This window comes from Nicoliella sp. ESL1120, from assembly GCF_058508515.1.
Map to the genome: position 1 here is coordinate 382,324 of NZ_CP196383.1, position 19,658 is coordinate 401,981.

Here is a 19,658-nt window from a genome sequence, read left to right on the forward strand (position 1 = left end):
ACGGCTTTATTTTTATTTGATGTTTACAATTTCGATTAGGTTCTTGTTAGCAGAGAAGTAAGTCCCATTAGCAGTCTTAATTCTGTAAGTGTTACCAAACTTGACTGGGGTTCCCTTAACTGTATCACCCTTATGGAGTGTTACTGATGCCCGATTTGTTAATTTAACATCTGTATATTCATTTAAGTTATTACTCAAAACCTTAAATTCGGTTCCAGTGGAGATGTAATTACTTGATGAAATTTGGACAACGTGTGGATTCTGCACGGTCTTATTAACAGTTGTGCTTACCTTCGAAGCGGAATCAGATTGGCTAGCAGTAGCAGAGGTAGTGCTACCACCGATCCAAAATGAAAGTGGCTTTCCATTAGCAGGGATTTTACTTGCATCCACGCGCTTGCCTAATGCAGAACTATAATACTTATCGGTATATTGCCATAAGTCATACTTGTAACTAGTGGATGGCGCAACCGAAGTGTAACTTGCCAACCAAATGGCATCGTAAGCACTTTTAGCAGAGGTGAAGTTCCCCATGAATGATTGGTAACTGTAAAGCACGATTGGTCGATCAGTTAATTGACGAGCCCGATTTGCCCATGCGACCGTTGCACCATTCATCGTCCCAGATGTAACGTTATTTGATTCTGCATCATTAACGTAGAACAATGCTTTCGGTGCGGCTTTAATTAAGGTAGATGCTTCGTTAGCCGCTGAGTTAGCGTTCTTATAAAGGCTGTAACTGTAAACACCATATTTAACGCCATACTTAGAAAGTTTTTTAACGTTATTTTGGAACACACGATCACTATAACTAGAACCGTATTGCACCCGTAAGATTAAAAATTCAGTTTCTGATTTTAACCTCTTAGCTTGACTATCGCTTAGATTACCTTGCCACTCAGATAAATCGTAGATCGGTTTACTTGCAGCGCTAGCAGTAGCGCTGAATATCGGTGCAACAATGGCGAGCCCTAAAACTACGACCAAGCTGCAAAGCATTTTTAACTTTTTATTCATTATTTCTTTCACTCCATATTATTTTAATTACTATGGACTAGTTTAACATTAAAGAATGGATAAAAAGGCCTTGCAATCGTTTTAAAACCAGATTGTAACTTTATGGTAATAGTTTTATTTTGATTGAAAATTATTAAGAGAGGGGAATTAACCATTTTAACGGTTAATTCCCCTTTCTTAATCAATATATCGCCATAAAAATAAGATGGCAGTTACCAGTGCAGCCCAGCCAAAACATTTGATACGTTCCTTAGCATTGACCTTATTGGCACGGTGTTCCTGATTTTTACCTGTAAAATATTTCATGATAATAATTCGCTTTCTATCTTAATTTCGCTTAACGTTAGTCATGGCCTTAGCGTTGACCCATTGATTAAATTCCGTTTCTGTGACCTCACTTGCTAATGCAGCAGCCTTAAGCGTAGAACCATCTTTTTGCGCCTTTTGGGCAATTTTGGCACTGCGTTCATACCCAATGTGTGGACTAAGGGCAGTAACTAGCATTAGTGAATTATCGACAAGTTCAGTCATGCGAGATTGGTTGATCGATAATCCCTGGACCAAGTGTTCGTTAAATGAGTTGATGGCCTCAGTTAATAAATTACTACTATCTAAAAAGTCGTAAATGATAACGGGTTTATAAACGTTCATTTCGAAGTTTCCCTGACTATTTGCAATGTTAATGGTTGTATCATGGCCAATCACTTGAGCACTCACCATCGTTAATGCCTCGACTTGAGTTGGATTGACCTTTCCAGGCATAATCGATGAACCGGGTTCGTTGCTTGGGATGTTCAATTCGTTATAGCCTGCACGTGGCCCACTAGCTAGGAATCGAATATCGTTACCAATTTTAATCAAGTCGGTTGCAAGCGTTTTAAGGATTCCATGCACCATTGTAATCCCCGTGTGGTTAGCCAGCCCTTGAAATTTATTAGGGGCCACTATAAATTGAATTGCCGTTTGTTTGCTTAGTTGTTCTACCATTGCCTGATCGAAACCAGCGGGGGTGTTCAAACCGGTCCCAACTGCCGTAGCACCTATCGGTAGTTCTAATAGGGTATCGCGGTTGTCCCTAAGGTAGTCTAAATCATGTTGTAGTGCACTGACCCAACCGCTGATTTCTTGCCCAAAGGTGATCGGGGTCGCATCTTGTAGGTGGGTGCGGCCAATTTTAACCACTTCGGCAAACTCAGATTGTTTCTTTTGAAATGCATCGATTAAATCAGCGAGGGCGGGAATTAATTGATCAATGGATTGGGTTGCTGCCATCATCATTGCAGTTGGAAAAGTATCATTCGAACTTTGTGATCGGTTCACATCATCATTTGGATGAATGGCCGCAGTGCCTGCCTTTTGATTGGCAATGTGGGCAATCACTTCATTTACGTTCATGTTGGTTTGAGTCCCACTACCAGTTTGGAAGACCACGAGTGGGAATGCATCTTGATGCGGTTGACTTAGGATTTGATCAACCGTAGTACTAATTAAATCTTGCTTTTCTGCATCCAAGTTCCCAATTTGATGGTTGACGATTGCTGCAGCCTTTTTAATTTGCAGGAGGTTATCAATCACCTCGTCTGGCATCTTTTGGCCAATCTTAAAGTTATTATGACTGCGTTCGGTTTGGGGCCCCCAGAGGACATTTTTAGGGACCTTTACTTCACCAAGTGAATCTTTTTCAATTCGATATTCCAACTTAAACAACTCCTTAACTAATTTACTTCTAATTATAATTAGGGAATTAAAAACATGTCAAAGCTTAAGCAGATTTATAAAAATATTTAGATTGTTAATCGATTTTGCTTCAATCGTTAACTAATGTTAACTAAAAAATTAAAAAATTTAGACTTACCTAAAAAAGACTTTAAAAATTATTAAAATAGTGTACAATATTCATTGGTTAAGAAATTTTTATATATTTAGATTGTATCAATCAGAAAATGATACCTTACAGAAAGGTGGAGTTTCACGTGAGTGAAAAACACAGTATGATTCACTACGCTAACGGTCCTTCCTTGGAAGAAATTAACCATACCGTTACCGTACCTAGAGATTGGGGCTTTTGGAAGACCTTGTTTGCTTATTCAGGTCCTGGGGCATTAGTTGCCGTTGGATACATGGATCCAGGTAACTGGTCGACTTCAATCACTGGTGGACAAGATTTTGGGTACCTCTTGATGTCGATTATCTTAATCTCAAGTTTGATTGCGATGTTACTACAATACATGGCGGCTAAACTTGGGATTGTGACGCAGATGGATTTGGCGCAAGCCATTCGGACGCGGACTTCAAAGTCGCTTGGAATTGTTTTATGGATCATGACGGAATTTGCCATTATGGCAACCGATATCGCAGAAGTTATCGGGGGTGCGATTGCATTGAACCTGTTATTCCACATTCCACTTGTGGTTTCAGTGTTCATCACCGTATTCGATGTTTTACTACTGCTTTTACTTACCAAGATTGGGTTCAGAAAGATCGAAGCAATCGTTGTTTGTTTGATCATTGTGATTTTAGTAGTGTTCGCCTACCAAGTGGCATTATCAAATGCTGACTGGGGTGGCGTATTCAAGGGATTAATCCCAACTGCAGATACCCTTTCACAATCAAGAAAGGCTTCCGATGGATTAACTCCTTATGCTGGAGCATTAGGGATCATCGGGGCAACTGTTATGCCACATAACCTTTACTTACATTCAGCTATTTCACAAACTCGTGATTACGATCCAAAGGATAAGAAGGACGTTGCTAGAGCGATCAAGTTTACGACTTGGGATTCTAACATCCAATTAACCTTCGCATTCTTCGTTAACGCATTGCTATTGATCATGGGGGTTGCCGTATTTAAGACTGGTGCCGTTAAGGATTCATCATTCTTCGGATTGTTTGATGCCTTGAACAACACTTCAACTTTAAGTAACCCAGTTCTAATTAGCGTTGCTAAATCTGGTATTTTATCAACATTGTTTGCCGTTGCTTTATTAGCTTCTGGACAAAACTCCACGATTACTGGGACCTTAACTGGACAAGTAATCATGGAAGGATTCATTCACATGAAGATGCCACTATGGTTACGGCGTTTGGTTACTCGGATGCTTTCCGTTGTTCCCGTTTTAATCTGTGTATCGCTTACTAGTGGTGAATCAGAATTACAAGAACATACCGCATTGAATAACCTAATGGAAAACTCACAAATCTTCTTGGCATTGGCATTACCATTCTCAATGTTACCATTGATCTTAATGACTGATAACAAGAGTCAAATGGGTGAAGAATTTAAGAACACCCTCTGGGTTAAAATTTTAGGTTGGATTTCCGTCCTTGGTTTGATTTACTTGAACTTAAATGGACTTCCATCAGCAGTTGCTGGTTTCTTCAGTGATAACCCAACCGCAGCTCAAACTAGCATGGCAAATACGATTGCCTACATCTTAGATTTCCTTATCTTAGCATTATTAGTTTGGACGATGGTTGAATTCTACTTTGGTAACAAGCGGATCGAAGCTGAACGCCAGGCAGAACAATCACAATCACAATCAAAGGGTAACGCATAATCAACCAATTTTAAATAAGAGGTGTAAGTTATGGATCAATTTCAACGGATTTTAGTGGGAGTCGACGACTCCGACGACGCGATTTTAGCCTTTCGCTACGCAATCGAACGTGCTAAGGCTGATAATGCTCAATTAATCTTAGTTTCCGTTTTGGAAACCGAAGAAATTAACGTTTACGAAGCTTTATCTAGGGATTACGTACACGGTGAAAAGAAGGACTTGGAAGAACATATGCAAAAGTATGTTGAACAAGCCAAAAATGCTGGGGTCAAGGATGTTCAAGCAATCGTTGCCTCTGGTGATGCCGGAGAAACCATCGTTAAGGACGTGATTCCGCATGTTGAACCAGACTTATTAGTGATCGGATCACATTCCAAAAAGGGAATTGCGCGTCACTTTGGAAGCCAAGCTTCTTACATGGCTAAGTATTCACCAACTTCAGTAATGGTGATTAGATAGTTTAAATTAATATGAAGCCCCGTCATTCTATTATGGAATGGCGGGGCTTTTTGTTTATAATGTGGTAAAGGGATTTGATATGATGATTAAAACGAATACTTGGCAATATCGGGGAATACAAATACTGTGTGGTTGCTACTTATTGGTGGTAGCCTGGCTATGTTTTACCCCGCGGTTCCCCGTCAACGTGCAACTAGGTAGCTATCCAGAATTAGCGTCGTTCACTTATGGGCACGCCCAGGTTGTTTATATGCCATTTCAGGAGTTATTTACGGAGGGATTTTGGCTCAATGTAATCATGACCATTCCATTAGGTGGTTTTGTGTGGTTGCTAAACCCACGGCCAATGGGGATCAAGCAAGTGTGTGGACTGGGCATATTAACTGGATTGTTCATCGAATTTGGTCAGTTATTCTTAGATAACCTAGCTAATTTTCAACGCACCGTTGATATCAATGATGTGATTTCAAATTGGTTCGGGGTGGTAGCGGGGTACTATCTTTTACGATTTATAATGAGGAAGTGGATTCAATGGCGGAATTAATGCGAGTCTTAGAACGGCACCATAATTTGATTAAAGTGAAGTATCGCGGGGAGTTCGGCTACTTTTGGCCTTCGACGAATCTGACTGGTGATGCGCGTATTCAATCATTTGATGATGCTGATAACCATTTATTAACTAAATTAAAGTTAACTGCTGATGCCACCATCTTGGTCCCGCTTGCTTTTGATCCAGAACGGTTGATCTTTATCATCCAGGTTCTCGACAAGCAACTCATTCAAGCCGGTGGCGACGGGGAAGTCGGCACCTTCCAAGTGAGTGCAAATGGAGATGTAAATAAAAACGATGTTGATTAATTTCAACATCGTTTTTATTATGAATTGCTTAATTGGTGATAGTAATTCATCATTGTGATTTGGAAGTAGGGGTAAACGAAAATTCCTAAAATTGGAATCACCGTGTACGAAGTAGAAATGTTCAATAGGATCCACCAGCCAATGAAGCTTAACTGGAGCCATAGTAATTCAGCCTTGTGCCCAACCATCATCTGACGACTCTTGGTGATTGCTTGAAGTGGCGAGATTTTATTACCACTCACGTAGGCATCACGGTAAATATAGATTGCCTGTGAGTAGGAATAGGACTTAATAATTCCTGGAATGATAAGTAGGCAGGTCCAAAGGATGATAAAGATAAATTGAATCAAAATCGTAATGATTACACCAAATACCATTGGTGTGCTAAAGAGCTTGGTCGACTTATCTAGTGGATGCTCCCTAGTGGCATTATTTCTAATGATATCTAAAATTTGAAATGAGATCCCGACTAATACAATTGTGGTGATGATCGAAATCAGGTATAAAAAGTTAATTTGGACTCGAAATTGACTGTAGTATGATGCAACGGCACTACTACCAAGGTTAATGTTAGTTAAAATGTCCCTAGAAATCTGACTAGAAAGGATTCCACCAATTGATTCTAGAATCAAATACGGTAAAAATAAAATAAAGTAGAAACGAAAATGCTTTAGAAATTCTTGATTAGCATCTTGTTTCAACGTTGAGAAGTTCATTGCGGGCCTCCATAAATTTGATTTATTAGTATTTTAACACAAAAACGCCGGGAAGCGTTGAAGCCTCCTGGCGTTAGTTTGATTAGTCGATTTTAAAGCGTTTAGAAACCCACTTATCTAATTCTGAAAGCGTTAATACCACGATCCCAGCGGCAATTGAGATTAGCCAACCTGACAACGGAATTCCATCAGTCTTGAATAGTTCTTGCATGAATGGAACGTAGGTTAGGATAATTTGGAGGCCAATCATTGCGCCAATGATCCAGAAAGCAGCTGGATTACTGAACAGGGCCTTGGAGAAGAGTGGATCACTCGTTCTGATGTAGAACAGGTAGAAGATCTTCCCAAACACGATTACGTTGACGACGACGGTACTTGCGACCTCAATGCTCCAACCACTAGCGATTAGGGTATCGAAGACCACAATTCCACAGATTGCCATGATTGAAGAAATATAGGCCATTCGAATCATATCAGCCTTACTTAACAGCGAGCTATTGTTATCGCGCGGTTTCTTCAGCATGATGTTCTTTTCAGCTGGTTCGAAGATGAACACGAATTGAATCGTGATTGCAGACACCATGTTAATCCATAGTAACTGTGTAGCGTTCAACGGCATATCGTTCTTAGTCAAAATCGTAAATGCAATGATTAACCCTTCGGCAAACGAGGTCGGCAGTAAGAATCGGATACTCTTTTTGATGTTATCGTAGATTCTGCGTCCTTCCTTGATGGCGGTCGAAAGCGTCCCGAAGTTATCATCGGTCAAGACCATGTCAGCGGAATCCTTGGCAACGTCGGTTCCCTTGATTCCCATTGCCACCCCGATATCAGCCCGTTTTAAAGCGGGGGCGTCGTTGATCCCGTCCCCAGTCATTGCAGTCACCTTACCTGCAGCTTGGAGTGCTTTAATAATCTGCAGCTTGTTTTGTGGCGTAGTCCGAGCGAACACTTGGTTCTCTAAGACGGCCTTAGTGAATTCGGCATCATCTAGTTGATCCAATTCAGCACCTGTAATCGCGTGAATTTCAGGAGCCAATCCGAGCTTTTCACCAATTGCCTTAGCAGTTACGGGGTTATCACCAGTAATCATCTTCACTTCTACCCCAGCCGCGTTCATTTCCTTTAGTGCTTGCACCACTTCTTCGCGCGGTGGATCGATGATTCCAGCCAACCCGAGGAATTGAATTCCAGAGTTGATCAATTCATGGTTAATTTCATTTGTGTTCTTGTCAACTGGCTTGTAACCAACGGCAATCACCCGTTTTCCAGTCTTGGAAAGCGCATGGACCTTTGTTTCCCAACTTTCAACGTCAAAGTCTGGATCGGCCTTTTTAGCTAAGGCTAAAACCTTATCTGGTGATCCCTTTACGAAGAGTTGTTTATTTCCCTTTGGATCAACCACGACCTTCCCCATGTAACGGAAAGCAGAATCGAACGGCAGTAGGTCGACTTCTTGGTAGTTAGGAGCATCCATTGATTGCATCCCCTTGTGATAAAGGGTCAAGAAGGCTCCATCGGTGGGTTCACCATTAATCTCCCAAGCACCAGCTTCTTGATTTAAGGTCGTATCATTAGCCTCAAAACCAGCGGTCAGGAATAACGAAAGCGCCTTGCTATGCACTGGTTGATCGTTGGCATCTAAAATAAGGCCCTTGGGTTGATAACCAGTCCCAGTAACGTGGTAAGTCCCGCTCGGTAGTAACACGTCAGTGGCGGTCATTTCGTTTTGGGTTAACGTCCCCGTCTTATCGGTTGCAACGACATCGACAGAACCCAGCGTTTCAACGGCTGGTAAGCTTTTGACGATCGTGTGTTTATTTTTGGCCATGTCGCTAACCCCACGTGATAACACTACCGAAGTCGTAGCGGGTAATCCTTCAGGAATTGAACCCACGACCATGGCAACTACGGCTAGGGCTAATACCGAAACGGAGTAGGTCTCAAAGTATAGGCCGATTAGGAATAGCAGTACCGAAACGCCCATGATGACGTATGAGACCCACTTCCCGAGTTGATCTAATTCCTTCATCAACGGGGTCTTTCTTTCGGTCGCGTTATTTACTTCTTGTGAGATTTGACCAATTTCAGTCTCGTTCCCAGTGGCGATAACCACCCCAGTCCCACTTCCAGAAGTAACGGAAGTGTATGAAAAGGCGATATTAGCCTGTTCAGCAAGCGAAGGGTGGGCAGCAGTAATGACGGCTGCATCTTTTTCGATCGAATCGGATTCACCAGTCAAGGCCGATTCTTGAATCCTTAAGTTATCAGTATCAACTAGCCGTAAGTCAGCGGGAACACGGTCTCCGGCTTCAAGGAACACAACATCGCCGACCACAATGTCTTTGGTGGGGATGTCGATTCGCTTGCCGTCGCGATAAACCGTGGAATTCGTGGCTAGAATCGATCTGATTTTTTCTAATGCGTTGGAAGCGTTGGCTTCTTGATAATAACCAATAATTGCATTTGCTAACACCACCAATGCAATGATTAGTGAGTCTGAGTAGTGACGCATCAATAGGGTTATGACAGCAGAAATGATTAGTACATAGATAATGACTTCATTAAATTGGCGTAGGAATAGCTTTAGTTTGGAATCCTTCTTGAACTGGAGTTCATTCGGTCCATTTTGGGCTAATCGTTCACTTGCTTGTGAGCTTGTCAGTCCGCTTTCAAAATCTTTAATCTGATACTTATTCTGAATTTCCTGGTCAGTTAATTGATAATCCTTCATAATATAATCTCCTTTAAGTCTAAATCAAAACGTTAAAATCATGATTTAATTACTCAATTAGAAAATAATGAAGGGCAATGATGAACCTTGGTCTTAAAAGATCAGGGCCACTATCCATGTGCTACACCTCCTTGTATATTGATAATTATTTTACCAGAATCAATGAACTTTTTGTATATATTTTAAGTTTTTTTAATAAATTGATGGAAAGTCGCTATAAATACTGCTAAAATAAAGTTATTAAAAATATAGAGGAGCTTCGCATATGAAATCAAAAAAACTATTAATTGGATTATCCATCGCAACCGTTTTAGTTGCCGCACCCGTTGTTTCTGGTGTTGTTAATGTTAATGCTGCTACTAATGCGCCTGCTGGCCAATTTAGTAGAATGAGACGGAATAGTCGCCCTCAACGAATGAGCCACTTTAACATGTCAAAGAAATTAGCAGGCTTGAGTAAATTTAAGCATCTTAAATCAAACCATTCAGTTCCAACTCAAGGAACACCAAAACCAAACACTAAATAATTATTAATGTTAAAAAGCTAGCCAGGAAATTTCCTGACTAGCTTTTTGTTTTAAAACTATTTAGCTGATTGTGATAATTTAACGTAGTAGTTAGCATAGGTTAGCTTAGTGTATGGAGTCACGAAGAAAATCCCCGCGATTCCCGCAGTAATATAGCTTAATAGGTACCAAGGAATGAAGCTTAACACCAAGAGGAAGAACTCAAGTTTGTGGCCATTCATCAATTTGCGACTAATAGTAACCGCTTGGTTATAACCAACTGGGTTCTCAGCATCTAATGAATCCCGAAAGATATATTGGGCCTGAGAGTAGGCGATTCCCTTAGCTGTAACAAAGGCCGTACAAGCAATTGAAACGAGGGCCATGATAATTACGATGGTGATAAAGATAGTGCTGTTATTACCTCCAAATTTAACTGCAGCACTATATGTTATGATAGTAACTATCAACGAGAGGATTGTCCAAGCGAACATATAAGCATACTTAACGACCCCGACCACGAAGGCGCCAAAGAAATAATCCCCACGGGTAAAGATGTTAAGGGCCTTCTTAAAACCACCAGTAAATTCGGTTTCTTGGCCCCGCATGACTTTGATCATTACGAACATTGCACTGAGTAGTAGTGCATTGTTAATGTAGAAAGTAATGCTAGATAATTGATTACTGTTTTGTGTAATGTTACTAAAATTCCCAATGATCACATTATGAAAAGATGTATAAATATATACAAATAAAGCTCCAGAGCAGATTATGCCAAAAAGGTATGTTGGAACCAACAGCATTAATAAGAACCCATAGTGATGAACTAATTGTTGCTTCGCTTCAGATTTTAAATCAGAAAATTTCAAAAATACCACTCCTTATAATGATATTTTTATTATACATAATTACTGCTGTAGTTTAAAGCAATCTTAATATTTAAGGGTTCATGGTCGTTACTGCTGAATTAAATTTAGAATGTTTTTCTTTAATTCCATTAATTCGTGAAACGGATAGCTTTCGCGATTCAAAAAGAAGAATTGCCGTTCAAAGTTGCTGCTCAATGGCTCAAAGGGAATGCCAACTGGCAATACATCCCTAGAAATAATCGATTGCCCGATCCCTGCGGCCAACAAACGCACGATTAAATCGTTATTATCAATGAGGATGCGTTTGGTAGGGTTAACATTCCGTTGTTTAAAAAATTCTTCGGTATAGTGGTACACCCCAGAGCCATTTTCACGTTCCAACCAAGTATCGCTAGCGAAGTTTCCAGCATGAACTAATACGTCGGTATGAAAAGCCGTTCGTTCAATCGCGGGGGTAACGATCGCCTTTTCGATCAACCCGAACTCAAGTTGATGGTTCTCCATTTGCTCGGCAATCTTAGTTGAGTTAGTCACCGTTATCTTGAGACTGACCGATTGAGGCAGGGTGAGCTGCTTTAAAACGTTCGTAATCACTACATCGGCGGTGGTGTTGGAAATCCCCATGCGGCATTGGATCTTATGGGGATGGTGGTTGGTCAATTGACGTTGAAGGGCCTGTTCTTTTTCGAAGATTCTGACGCCGTCGTTATAAAGTTGATCAGCTAAGCCGGTCGGGGTGACCTGACTGCGTGAATTACGGGTGAACAACTTGGCGCCTAAGAGCTCCTCTAGTTTTTTGATCTGTTGGGAGACTGATGATTGAGATACGAAGATTTGTTTAGCTGCGAGTGAAAAGTTGCGATTTTCATACACGGCGCGAAAGGCTAAGAAATATTTGAAGATGGTTGATCATCCTTTCTATTCGATTTTATAACAGTAACTATTATAATTATTAACTTCTCTTATCAAAAGTCAATTGTTATAATTTAATTATTAATTACATAGGAGCTGATTTAAATGGTAAATACGCTGAAAGAACGGACGCCAGGTTTTGCGGTGGCCTTATTAGTCGCAATCGTGAGCCAACTGCTAACGCTGTTCATTCCAGATGTGGGAGCGGCCACAATTTCAATTATCCTAGGGATTATCCTGGGCAATACCTTTGTGAAGCAAAAGGTGTTAGGCGCTGGAACTAAATTTGCTGAGAAACGATTGCTGGAATATTCAGTAATGCTATTAGGACTGACGATTACGTTCCAAACGATTATTCAACTGCATTGGACGGGCTTATTATTCGTGGTCTTGCAAATGAGCATTACGATTACCGCGGCAATCATGATCGGTAAGTGGCTGCAATTCGACGATGGGATCTACCTTTCAATGGCTGGGGGGAATGCAGTTTGTGGGTCTTCTGCAATCGCTTCGATTAAGCCGGTCATCAACGCAAGTGACGAAGATGCTGGAATGGCGATCACGTTGGTCAACCTCATGGGGACCGTCTTGATGATCTTACTGCCAATCCTAGGGACGGTAGTGTTTGGCAACGTTGATCTGACCCGCGGGGCGTTGATTGGGGGGACCGTTCAATCGGTCGGGCAAGTAATCGCGAGTGCAACGATGGTCAATCAACCCACGGTCGAATTTGCGACGCTGTTCAAGATCATGCGGATCATCATGTTGGTAGTGATTGTAGTGGTCTTTGCCAGAATTCACAAGCACAACGTCAGTGAAAAACAAACGATGGAAGCAGTGGAGCAAGATGTCAAGAAGCATAAGATTGATTTTCTCCCTTGGTACGTACTCTGGTTCTTGATTTTCTGTATTGCCAATAGTTTGATCCATTTGCCTAATTTTGTGGGGGCGTTTGCTCACTTCCTCAGTAGCTGGTGTGAGATCATTGCCTTAGCCGCAATTGGACTACGGTTGAACTTGCAAGCCTTTTTGAAGGCCGGCAAGCGGTTTGCGATTTATAGTCTCGGGGTCGGGGCGGTGCAAGTCGTGGCTGCGTTACTCCTAATTAAATTGTTAATTCATGGTTAATATACTTTTATTATAAAAAAAAGCAACTTTTTTGTTAAAAAGGGTTGCTTTTTGATTTTAGATTGTGTATTCTTATATCAACAAATAAAGATATCATTATATGAAAATATGGAGGAAGTTATTATGGAACATAAAATCGCAGAACAAAATGGAACCCACGTTCACTCAATGAAGTGTGGACACACGAAGTTATTACACAACGGCCACGTTGATTTTGTAGAAGCTAACGGTCACTTACACCACGCTGATGGCGATCACTTTGACGAATGTGAAATTGCGGTTGATAGCGTGCACCCAGATCAAGAAGTCCACGTTGTCGATGCTGAATTACACGATGATAACTGTGGCCACCAAAAGGTTGACCATGGCGACCACGTTGACTACCTAGTTAACGGCCGTCTTCAACACGTTCACGGCGATCATGTTGATGATCACGGTGCCGTTGATCCAGTTAAATAATTTTAAAATCTAAATTAAAAACCAGTTTAGTTAGGGGGTATCCTAACTAAGCTGGTTTTTTGTTGTGAATTTAAATTAGAAGAGGTAAACCTTACTTTCAAATGGTCTGAGTTCAGTTCCTTGATCATCTGCGTAGTTCCCAATCAATAATTGGGCCCCTTGTGGGACTTGATAATCACGGGAAACATCTTCAGCCGTAAAGTTATTGATCGAAATTAACGTTAAATCATTGTAGTGGCGCTTGTAGGCAAAGACTGCATCGTCTGTTGGGTCTAATTTTTCAAATCGACCGTAGCGAATGATGTCGTTGTCCTTACGGAGTTGAATTAATTTTTGGTAATAGTAGAAAACGGAATCCTGATCGACTAATTCATCCGCTGCGTTGATTTCAGGGTAGTTAGCGTTGAGGCGGTACCAAGGTTTAGCAGCGGTGGTAAAGCCAGCGTACTTACTATTATCCCATTGCATTGGGGTTCTGGCGTTGTCACGAGAACGGGAGGCCAAGAAGCTAAGCATCTTATCCGAGCTGATCAAGTGTTCTTGGTCAACGAGTTGTTTGTAGGCGTTGATCGATTCAATATCTTCGTATTGATCGATGCTAGTGAAATGGCCGTTAGTCATCCCTAGTTCTTCACCTTCATAGACGTATGGGGTTCCTTGCAACATGTGTAGCGTCGTGCCAAGCATTTTCGCAGCCCGCACTCTGAATTCTGGTTCGTCGTTGGCAAATCTAGAAACCGCCCGTGGTTGATCATGGTTGTTCCAGTAAAGACTGTTCCAACTTTTACCGTCGAGGCCTTCTTGCCATCTGGACAGCGAGTGCTTTAATTCGGTCAATTTAACAGGCGCATCGTTCCATTTTCCGAGGGCTTTGGTCGTCCCAAATGATAAGCTGACGTGTTCGAATTGGAAGATCATGTTCAAGCCACTGCCGTCCAAGTTCGCATATCTAACGGCATCTTCGGGGTTCGTAGAAGGCATTTCGCCGACCGTCATGACGTCGTATTTAGATAATACCTTATCGTTCATTTCATTCAGGTATTCCAATAGATGGGGACCGTTAGTCGTCATTGGTTCACATGGCGCAAATTCTGACCCCTTTGGTACGGGACCGTTAGGCAGACCCTCAGGTTTTGAGATGTAGTTGATAACGTCCATTCGAAAACCGTCAACGCCCTTGTCGAGCCAAAAACGCATCAGACTGTAAACCGCTTCGCGCACTTCAGGATTTTCCCAGTTTAAATCGGGTTGACCTTCCGCAAAACAGTGGAGGTAGTATTGGCCCCGTTCTGGAACGAACGTCCATACGGAACCAGAGAAATTGGATCCCCAGTTATTTGGTTCGTGGCCGTCAACGGGGTCACGCCAAATGTAGAAATCAGCGTACTTATTATCACGGGACTTCTTACTTTCTTGGAACCATTCATGTTGATCAGAAGTATGGTTGACCACGAGATCCATTAATAACTTAATGCCCTTTTCATGCATCGCACTTAGCAGCGAGTCGAAGTCAGCCATTGATCCATAAGCTGGTTGGATTGCTTGGTAGTCTGCAATGTCGTAACCATTGTCCTTGTTAGGTGATTTATAAATGGGGTTTAACCAAATCGTGTTGGCCCCTAATTTTTTAATGTAATCAAGGCGGTTTTCGATTCCCTTCAAGTCACCGATTCCATCGCCGTTACTATCTTGAAAACTCATTGGGTAAATTTGATAAACAACTGAATCCTTGAACCAATCGTTTTTTGACATATTCCAAACTCCTCCTTGGTAATTAAGTATTGACTATATTTTAGCATAGTTCAAAAGAACGCCTTAACTAAATGAATTGGCTTAAAGTAAAAATAATGAACAGCTGCTATAGCTTTTTCCAGACTTCATGGGTGATGGATGGGAATAGCGGGATGATCGATTGAATCTGCTTTGGATTCATCTTGAGTGCAATCGCTGGCAAGAGCGAATTGATGGCGTTATCTGCTTGTTCACTCATTTCAGTGACCCCGACTAAGTGTTTGGCTTTATCGAATACCAATGCTTGTTTAGCAAGGTGTTGATGGTCAACTTGACGGAACCAGTCCTTCGTTAAATCGGCATGAATGACCTGATATTGATCACTAGCCTCTGCTTGTGCAATTGACACGCCTGCTTCCGCAATTCGTGGCGATGTAAAAGTGACCGATGGAATGACGGGGTCTTCGATTGGTTGATTGGTTTCACCACTAATGAAGCGAGCGATGTATTTAGATTGAAAGGTTGCCGATGGAGTGAGGTTAGGGTACTTGGTATCCGTAATGTCACCAGCGGCGAAGATATTTGCTATGTTGGTCTGTAGGTGTTCATTGACCTTAATACCATGTTGATCATATTCGATCCCCAATTCGTCCAGTCCGTATCCAGCAACGTTTGGGACCCGTCCCGTTGCATCTAAGATCCAATCGGTAGTTTGAATCTGATGCTCTCCATATTCAACGGAGAAACGGTCGCCATCCTTAGTAAAGCCGCTGACGTTAGCGTTTGGGATAAATTGCACCCCCCGTTTACTCAAATCAGCTACCACTGCTTGAGCATAGGGTTGGTAGAACTTGCGCAACGCCTTGTCACCGTGCATCATCACGGTCACGTGGGCACCGAACTGGTTAGCAATCGTCGCGAATTCCATGGCGATGTAGCCGCTGCCGATAATCACAATGTCTTTGGGAAGTTCATCCAGTGCTAGGAAATCCTTGCTATTATGTGCTAACTCGGTGCCTGGGACTGCAAGTTGATGCGGGTGTAATCCCGTTGCAATCACGATTTTATCAGCAGTCTTGATTTTTCCATCGATATCAACGGTGTGTGGATCGCGCAGTGTCGCCCAGCCATGGAGCATGTCGATGCCCAAGTTGGTAAACTTATTTTCCAATCCATCAGCGAGTGGATCGATGACCGCATGCTTATAGCGCATGTTAGCAGCCCAATCCAATGTTAATTTTCCGTTCACGACGGCTTGCATCCGTTCTTGCTGGCGGGTTAGTTCGACTGGTCCATCTAATACGAGTTTGGCATTACAACCCCAGTTAGTGCAGGTGCCGCCGACTCTTTGCGCTTCGACCTTTGCAACGCGGTAGCCAGCTTTAGCTAGTTGCGGGGCCCCATCGGAACCATGGCCAGCACCAATGAATAGGACGTCATAATCATACTTTGTCATTCGCAATTCCTCCTTAATGTAACAAAAAAGCGAAGCACTAATTGTACTTCGTTTTTTCGTTAGTTATTGATTAGTTAATTTTAAATTAGATGGTTGCCCATACATCACTAGCAACTGATGGGAAGATTTGGATAATCCGCCCGATTTGTTCCTTCGTTAACTTAAATTCAATTGCTGGCAACAAGGTATTGATTGATTCAACAGCATGGGAACTAACTTCAGAAGCACCAACTAAGTGGCCTTCCTTATCGAATACCAATGCCCGTTCTGCAACGGTGTCGTTATCAACTTGGTAGTACCAGTCATCCTTTAAGTCAGTCTTAACAACCTTGTAGTTATCATCCTTTTCGGCTTCAGCAACTGAAACTCCAGCTTCTGAGATCCGTGGGGAAGTAAAGGCGTTAGTACCAACGGCAGGGAAGTCGATTGGAGCATCGCTTTGTCCTGATAGTAATCCAGTGAGGTAAGTGGATTCGAAAATAGCAGTAGGGGTCAACTTAGGTTGCTTGCTGTTAATCACGTCTCCTGAAGCGTAGATGTTTTCAACGCTAGTTTGGAGATGGTCATTAACATCGATTCCGTGACGTTCGTCAAACTTAACGCCAACTTCTTCAAGGCCAAAGCCATGAACGTTAGGAACCCGACCAGTAGCATCTAAGATCCAGTCAGTAGCTAAGGTGTCGTTTTCACCGTATTCAACGGCAAATGCGTCGCCATCCTTCTTGAATCCACGAACGTTACTGTTCTTGACGAAGTGCACACCACGTCTTTGTAAGTCAACTAAGACCTTCTTAACGAATGGTTGGTAGAATGGACGTAATGCTACGTCGCTGTGGAGCATAACGGTAACGTCAGCACCAGCGGCATTAGCAATGGTAGCAAATTCCATGGCAATGTAACCACCACCGACAATCGTAATCCGCTTTGGAAGGTGAGTTAATGCAAGGAAGTCCTTACTATTATGGGTTAATTCAGTTCCAGGAAGATTTAGCTTGTGGGGAGTGAGTCCAGTAGCAATTACGATCTTATCAGCAGTCTTCTTTTCGCCGTCAACTTCAACAGTGTGAGGATCTGTTAATTTACCGTAACCCTTGATAACATCGATGCTAGCACTAGTCATCAAACCTTCGATGGCACCAGGTAAAACATCAATAATGGAATGCTTGCGTGACATATTAGCAGTCCAGTTAATGGTTAATTGTTCACCATTCAATTGATCTTTAATTCTTTCTTGTTCACGAGTTAAAGCAACGGGTGCATCCAAAGCGATCTTAGCGTTACATCCCCAGTTAGGGCAAGTCCCACCAATTGCTTCAGCTTCAACAACAGCAACCTTTTTACCAGTGCCTGCTAAAGGAATCGCACCATCAAAAGTACCATGACCGGCACCTAAATAAAGAACATCATAATCGTAATTTGTAGCCATAAAAAATGCCTCCAATTAAGTTATTTTTTATCCATTTTTATTCTACATTTTTACTACATTGTTATTCTAGCATTTACTTTGTTTGTGTACAAAGCATTTGCTCATTGAAAATCAAAAGGCGCCAAGTGTTGATACACCAGCGCCTAATTGGCAATTAATATTTAGGTTCCCATTTTGTATCTTGAATGGCTTGGTCAACGTCTTGAATCTTTTCACGGGTCAATCCTTGTTGCACAGCACTATTGGCAACGGCCTTAGCAACCGTTTCCGAGAATGCATAGAGCTTAGAAACAGGTGGTAAAACAGCAGCACCAGGTTTTTTAGGATCGACGATGCCGCTTAATGAATGGGCGGCTGCAGAAATCATTTCATCGTTTAATACGCTTGCGGTCGAAGCAATTGCCCCGAGCCCTAATCCAGGATAAACCAATGCGTTGTTAGCTTGGCCAATTTGGTAGGTAACCCCGTTATATTCAATATCATCAACTGGGATACCAGTACCGATCAATGCCTTACCGTCGGTCCACTTCAAGAGGTCTTCAGCCTTTGCTTCCGCTAACTTAGTTGGGTTGGAGATTGGGAAGATGATTGGCCGATCAGCATGGGCGGCCATTTCCTTGATGATGTCTTCGGTGAATGAACCCGGTTGAGTCGAAGTTCCGACCATGATGGTAGGGTGGACAGCTTTGACAACTGCGGATAGGTCGGTGAGTGCATCTGGATTATCAAATTCAGACCGTGAGCGGGCGAATGGTCTTTGTTCTGGAGTGAGTGAATCATCATCATCGAACAAAAGCCCCTGTTTATCAACGAGGTAGAAGTGTTTTTTAGCTTCTGCTTCACTCAACCCCTGTTGAACGAATTCTGCACATACCCGTGAAACGATTCCAGCCCCAGCAGTTCCAGCTCCGAAGCAGAGGTATTTTTGGTCTGTGAGCTTTTCACCCGAGATGTTAAGAGCACCTAGGATTCCTGCCAATACGATGATCCCAGTTCCTTGGATATCATCATTAAAGACGGTGTATTGTTCCTTATATTTGTTTAAGATGTTAGCAGCATTGGAACGCCCGAAGTCTTCGAAGTGTAGGTACATGTCAGGAAATAGCTTTTCGGCAGTTTCTACGAATTGGTCAACGAATGCGTAGTATTTTTCACCGTAAACTCTTTTTTGGTGGTTCCCAAGGTATAACGGGTCGTTCAACAACGCTTCATTATTAGTGCCAGCATCTAAGATGACGGGAAGGACTTGCGATGGATCAATCCCAGCAGCGGCAGTATAAACCATCAGTTTTCCAACGGCGATATCGACACCGTTCGTGCCCCAATCACCAATCCCTAAGATTCCTTCGGCATCGGAAACTACGATCAGGCGAATGTCACGCCCGTCAGCAGCGTTTCTTAGTGATTGTTCGATCGAATCTTGATCATTAATCGATAGGAAGGTAGCGTTTTGTGGTTGAACGAATAATTCGCTGTAGTTTTCAATTGATTCGGCAATCGTTGGATCGTAGACGATCGGCATGAATTCAACGACGTGTTGACTAAATAACTTGTAGAATAGCACCCGATTTTCGTTGAAGAGCGTCATTAAGAAAACGCGCTTTTCAATCGCTGATGGCTTGGACTGAAATTGTCCATATGCTTGGGTAGCTTGATCATCTAGTGATTGAACGAATGGTGGCAGCAATCCTTGTAAGCCAAGGGCCTTTCTTTCCGCCATCGTGAAAGCAGTGCCCTTATTTTTGAATGGATCATTTAAAATGTTATATCCCATTGCAAGTCCTCCTAGTAAAGATGCTAAAGTATTTATAATAAATTAATATTAATCCTT

At 42.1% G+C, this 19,658-nt stretch carries 18 protein-coding genes; 7 read left to right on the forward strand and 11 right to left on the reverse strand.

All coding sequences use genetic code 11. The features are described 5' to 3' along the window. Positions 1-12: 12 nt before the first annotated feature. The 3 genes from ACSYTE_RS01840 to ACSYTE_RS01850 form a co-directional block, all read right to left on the reverse strand. Positions 13-1,017: a GH25 family lysozyme gene (locus tag ACSYTE_RS01840; protein WP_491717021.1), complete on the reverse strand. Its 1,005-nt coding sequence runs from the start codon at positions 1,015-1,017 to the stop codon at positions 13-15. 177 nt (positions 1,018-1,194) lie between these two features. Then, the gene (locus ACSYTE_RS01845; RefSeq protein ID WP_491717022.1) at positions 1,195-1,323 is read right to left on the reverse strand and encodes a hypothetical protein; all 129 of its coding nucleotides are present in this window, start codon (positions 1,321-1,323) and stop codon (positions 1,195-1,197) included. A 21-nt stretch (positions 1,324-1,344) separates the two neighbouring features. Continuing rightward, the gene (locus ACSYTE_RS01850) at positions 1,345-2,715 is read right to left on the reverse strand and encodes a class II fumarate hydratase (RefSeq protein ID WP_491717023.1); all 1,371 of its coding nucleotides are present in this window, start codon (positions 2,713-2,715) and stop codon (positions 1,345-1,347) included. A 293-nt stretch (positions 2,716-3,008) separates the two neighbouring features. Between ACSYTE_RS01850 and ACSYTE_RS01855 the strand changes: the two genes are divergently transcribed. From ACSYTE_RS01855 to ACSYTE_RS01870, 4 genes are read left to right on the forward strand one after another with little or no spacing between them, the layout of a single operon-like run. Further along, on the forward strand, positions 3,009-4,574 hold the full coding sequence (locus ACSYTE_RS01855) for an Nramp family divalent metal transporter (protein WP_491717272.1): 1,566 nt from the start codon (positions 3,009-3,011) through the stop codon (positions 4,572-4,574). Between the two features lie 30 nt (positions 4,575-4,604). Continuing rightward, a complete protein-coding gene (locus ACSYTE_RS01860; protein WP_491717024.1) occupies positions 4,605-5,033 on the forward strand; it encodes a universal stress protein in 429 nt (142 codons plus the stop codon). Positions 5,034-5,070: 37 nt separating this feature from the next. Next, positions 5,071-5,577: a VanZ family protein gene (locus ACSYTE_RS01865; RefSeq protein ID WP_491717025.1), complete on the forward strand. Its 507-nt coding sequence runs from the start codon at positions 5,071-5,073 to the stop codon at positions 5,575-5,577. Next, complete coding sequence (locus ACSYTE_RS01870) at positions 5,565-5,891, forward strand: hypothetical protein (RefSeq protein ID WP_491717026.1); 327 nt, start codon at positions 5,565-5,567, stop codon at positions 5,889-5,891. The genes ACSYTE_RS01865 and ACSYTE_RS01870 overlap by 13 nt, the downstream gene beginning before the upstream one ends. Positions 5,892-5,908: 17 nt before the next feature. Here the strand turns inward: ACSYTE_RS01870 and ACSYTE_RS01875 are convergent, their stop codons facing one another. Continuing rightward, a complete protein-coding gene (locus tag ACSYTE_RS01875; protein ID WP_491717027.1) occupies positions 5,909-6,607 on the reverse strand; it encodes a DUF975 family protein in 699 nt (232 codons plus the stop codon). An 82-nt stretch (positions 6,608-6,689) separates the two neighbouring features. Then, on the reverse strand, positions 6,690-9,341 hold the full coding sequence (locus ACSYTE_RS01880) for an HAD-IC family P-type ATPase (RefSeq protein ID WP_491717028.1): 2,652 nt from the start codon (positions 9,339-9,341) through the stop codon (positions 6,690-6,692). Positions 9,342-9,606: 265 nt separating this feature from the next. Here ACSYTE_RS01880 and ACSYTE_RS01885 point away from each other — a divergent pair, with 265 nt between their 5' ends. After that, positions 9,607-9,867: a hypothetical protein gene (locus tag ACSYTE_RS01885; RefSeq protein ID WP_491717029.1), complete on the forward strand. Its 261-nt coding sequence runs from the start codon at positions 9,607-9,609 to the stop codon at positions 9,865-9,867. A gap of 56 nt (positions 9,868-9,923) precedes the next feature. Here ACSYTE_RS01885 and ACSYTE_RS01890 read toward each other — a convergent pair whose 3' ends face one another. Both ACSYTE_RS01890 and ACSYTE_RS01895 read right to left on the reverse strand, forming a co-directional pair. Continuing rightward, positions 9,924-10,715 (reverse strand): DUF975 family protein, encoded by a 792-nt coding sequence (locus ACSYTE_RS01890; RefSeq protein WP_491717030.1) that lies wholly within the window; start codon positions 10,713-10,715, stop codon positions 9,924-9,926. 87 nt (positions 10,716-10,802) lie between these two features. After that, entirely contained in the window at positions 10,803-11,618 is an 816-nt protein-coding gene (locus tag ACSYTE_RS01895; protein ID WP_491717273.1) for a LysR family transcriptional regulator, read from the reverse strand. Positions 11,619-11,732: 114 nt separating this feature from the next. Between ACSYTE_RS01895 and ACSYTE_RS01900 the strand changes: the two genes are divergently transcribed. Then, a complete protein-coding gene (locus ACSYTE_RS01900; RefSeq protein ID WP_491717031.1) occupies positions 11,733-12,755 on the forward strand; it encodes a YeiH family protein in 1,023 nt (340 codons plus the stop codon). 123 nt (positions 12,756-12,878) lie between these two features. Then, positions 12,879-13,214 (forward strand): hypothetical protein, encoded by a 336-nt coding sequence (locus tag ACSYTE_RS01905; RefSeq protein WP_491717032.1) that lies wholly within the window; start codon positions 12,879-12,881, stop codon positions 13,212-13,214. A 75-nt stretch (positions 13,215-13,289) separates the two neighbouring features. On the opposite strand, the gene ACSYTE_RS01910 is transcribed toward ACSYTE_RS01905, so the two are convergent. The 4 genes from ACSYTE_RS01910 to ACSYTE_RS01925 form a co-directional block, all read right to left on the reverse strand. Continuing rightward, the gene (locus ACSYTE_RS01910) at positions 13,290-14,966 is read right to left on the reverse strand and encodes a glycoside hydrolase family 13 protein (protein WP_491717033.1); all 1,677 of its coding nucleotides are present in this window, start codon (positions 14,964-14,966) and stop codon (positions 13,290-13,292) included. Between the two features lie 106 nt (positions 14,967-15,072). Beyond that, positions 15,073-16,401: a dihydrolipoyl dehydrogenase family protein gene (locus ACSYTE_RS01915; RefSeq protein WP_491717034.1), complete on the reverse strand. Its 1,329-nt coding sequence runs from the start codon at positions 16,399-16,401 to the stop codon at positions 15,073-15,075. Positions 16,402-16,486: 85 nt separating this feature from the next. Continuing rightward, positions 16,487-17,827 carry a dihydrolipoyl dehydrogenase family protein gene (locus tag ACSYTE_RS01920; RefSeq protein WP_491717035.1) on the reverse strand — a complete coding sequence of 447 codons (1,341 nt, stop codon included), beginning with the start codon at positions 17,825-17,827 and terminating at the stop codon, positions 16,487-16,489. Positions 17,828-17,981: 154 nt separating this feature from the next. Next, entirely contained in the window at positions 17,982-19,601 is a 1,620-nt protein-coding gene (locus ACSYTE_RS01925) for a malolactic enzyme (protein WP_491717036.1), read from the reverse strand. Between the last annotated feature and the right edge of the window lie 57 nt (positions 19,602-19,658).

What these genes read in the sequence shown, in the direction of transcription:
- ACSYTE_RS01905 (WP_491717032.1), top strand. Translation starts at nt 12,879, where the DNA reads ATGGAACATAAAATCGCAGAACAAAATGGAACCCACGTTCACTCAATG.
- ACSYTE_RS01860 (WP_491717024.1), top strand. Translation starts at nt 4,605, where the DNA reads ATGGATCAATTTCAACGGATTTTAGTGGGAGTCGACGACTCCGACGAC.
- ACSYTE_RS01915 (WP_491717034.1), bottom strand. Translation starts at nt 16,401, where the DNA reads ATGACAAAGTATGATTATGACGTCCTATTCATTGGTGCTGGCCATGGT.
- ACSYTE_RS01900 (WP_491717031.1), top strand. Translation starts at nt 11,733, where the DNA reads ATGGTAAATACGCTGAAAGAACGGACGCCAGGTTTTGCGGTGGCCTTA.
- ACSYTE_RS01840 (WP_491717021.1), bottom strand. Translation starts at nt 1,017, where the DNA reads ATGAATAAAAAGTTAAAAATGCTTTGCAGCTTGGTCGTAGTTTTAGGG.
- ACSYTE_RS01870 (WP_491717026.1), top strand. Translation starts at nt 5,565, where the DNA reads ATGGCGGAATTAATGCGAGTCTTAGAACGGCACCATAATTTGATTAAA.
- ACSYTE_RS01910 (WP_491717033.1), bottom strand. Translation starts at nt 14,966, where the DNA reads ATGTCAAAAAACGATTGGTTCAAGGATTCAGTTGTTTATCAAATTTAC.
- ACSYTE_RS01920 (WP_491717035.1), bottom strand. Translation starts at nt 17,827, where the DNA reads ATGGCTACAAATTACGATTATGATGTTCTTTATTTAGGTGCCGGTCAT.
- ACSYTE_RS01865 (WP_491717025.1), top strand. Translation starts at nt 5,071, where the DNA reads ATGGCGGGGCTTTTTGTTTATAATGTGGTAAAGGGATTTGATATGATG.
- ACSYTE_RS01880 (WP_491717028.1), bottom strand. Translation starts at nt 9,341, where the DNA reads ATGAAGGATTATCAATTAACTGACCAGGAAATTCAGAATAAGTATCAG.
- ACSYTE_RS01845 (WP_491717022.1), bottom strand. Translation starts at nt 1,323, where the DNA reads ATGAAATATTTTACAGGTAAAAATCAGGAACACCGTGCCAATAAGGTC.
- ACSYTE_RS01925 (WP_491717036.1), bottom strand. Translation starts at nt 19,601, where the DNA reads ATGGGATATAACATTTTAAATGATCCATTCAAAAATAAGGGCACTGCT.
- ACSYTE_RS01885 (WP_491717029.1), top strand. Translation starts at nt 9,607, where the DNA reads ATGAAATCAAAAAAACTATTAATTGGATTATCCATCGCAACCGTTTTA.
- ACSYTE_RS01875 (WP_491717027.1), bottom strand. Translation starts at nt 6,607, where the DNA reads ATGAACTTCTCAACGTTGAAACAAGATGCTAATCAAGAATTTCTAAAG.
- ACSYTE_RS01855 (WP_491717272.1), top strand. Translation starts at nt 3,009, where the DNA reads ATGATTCACTACGCTAACGGTCCTTCCTTGGAAGAAATTAACCATACC.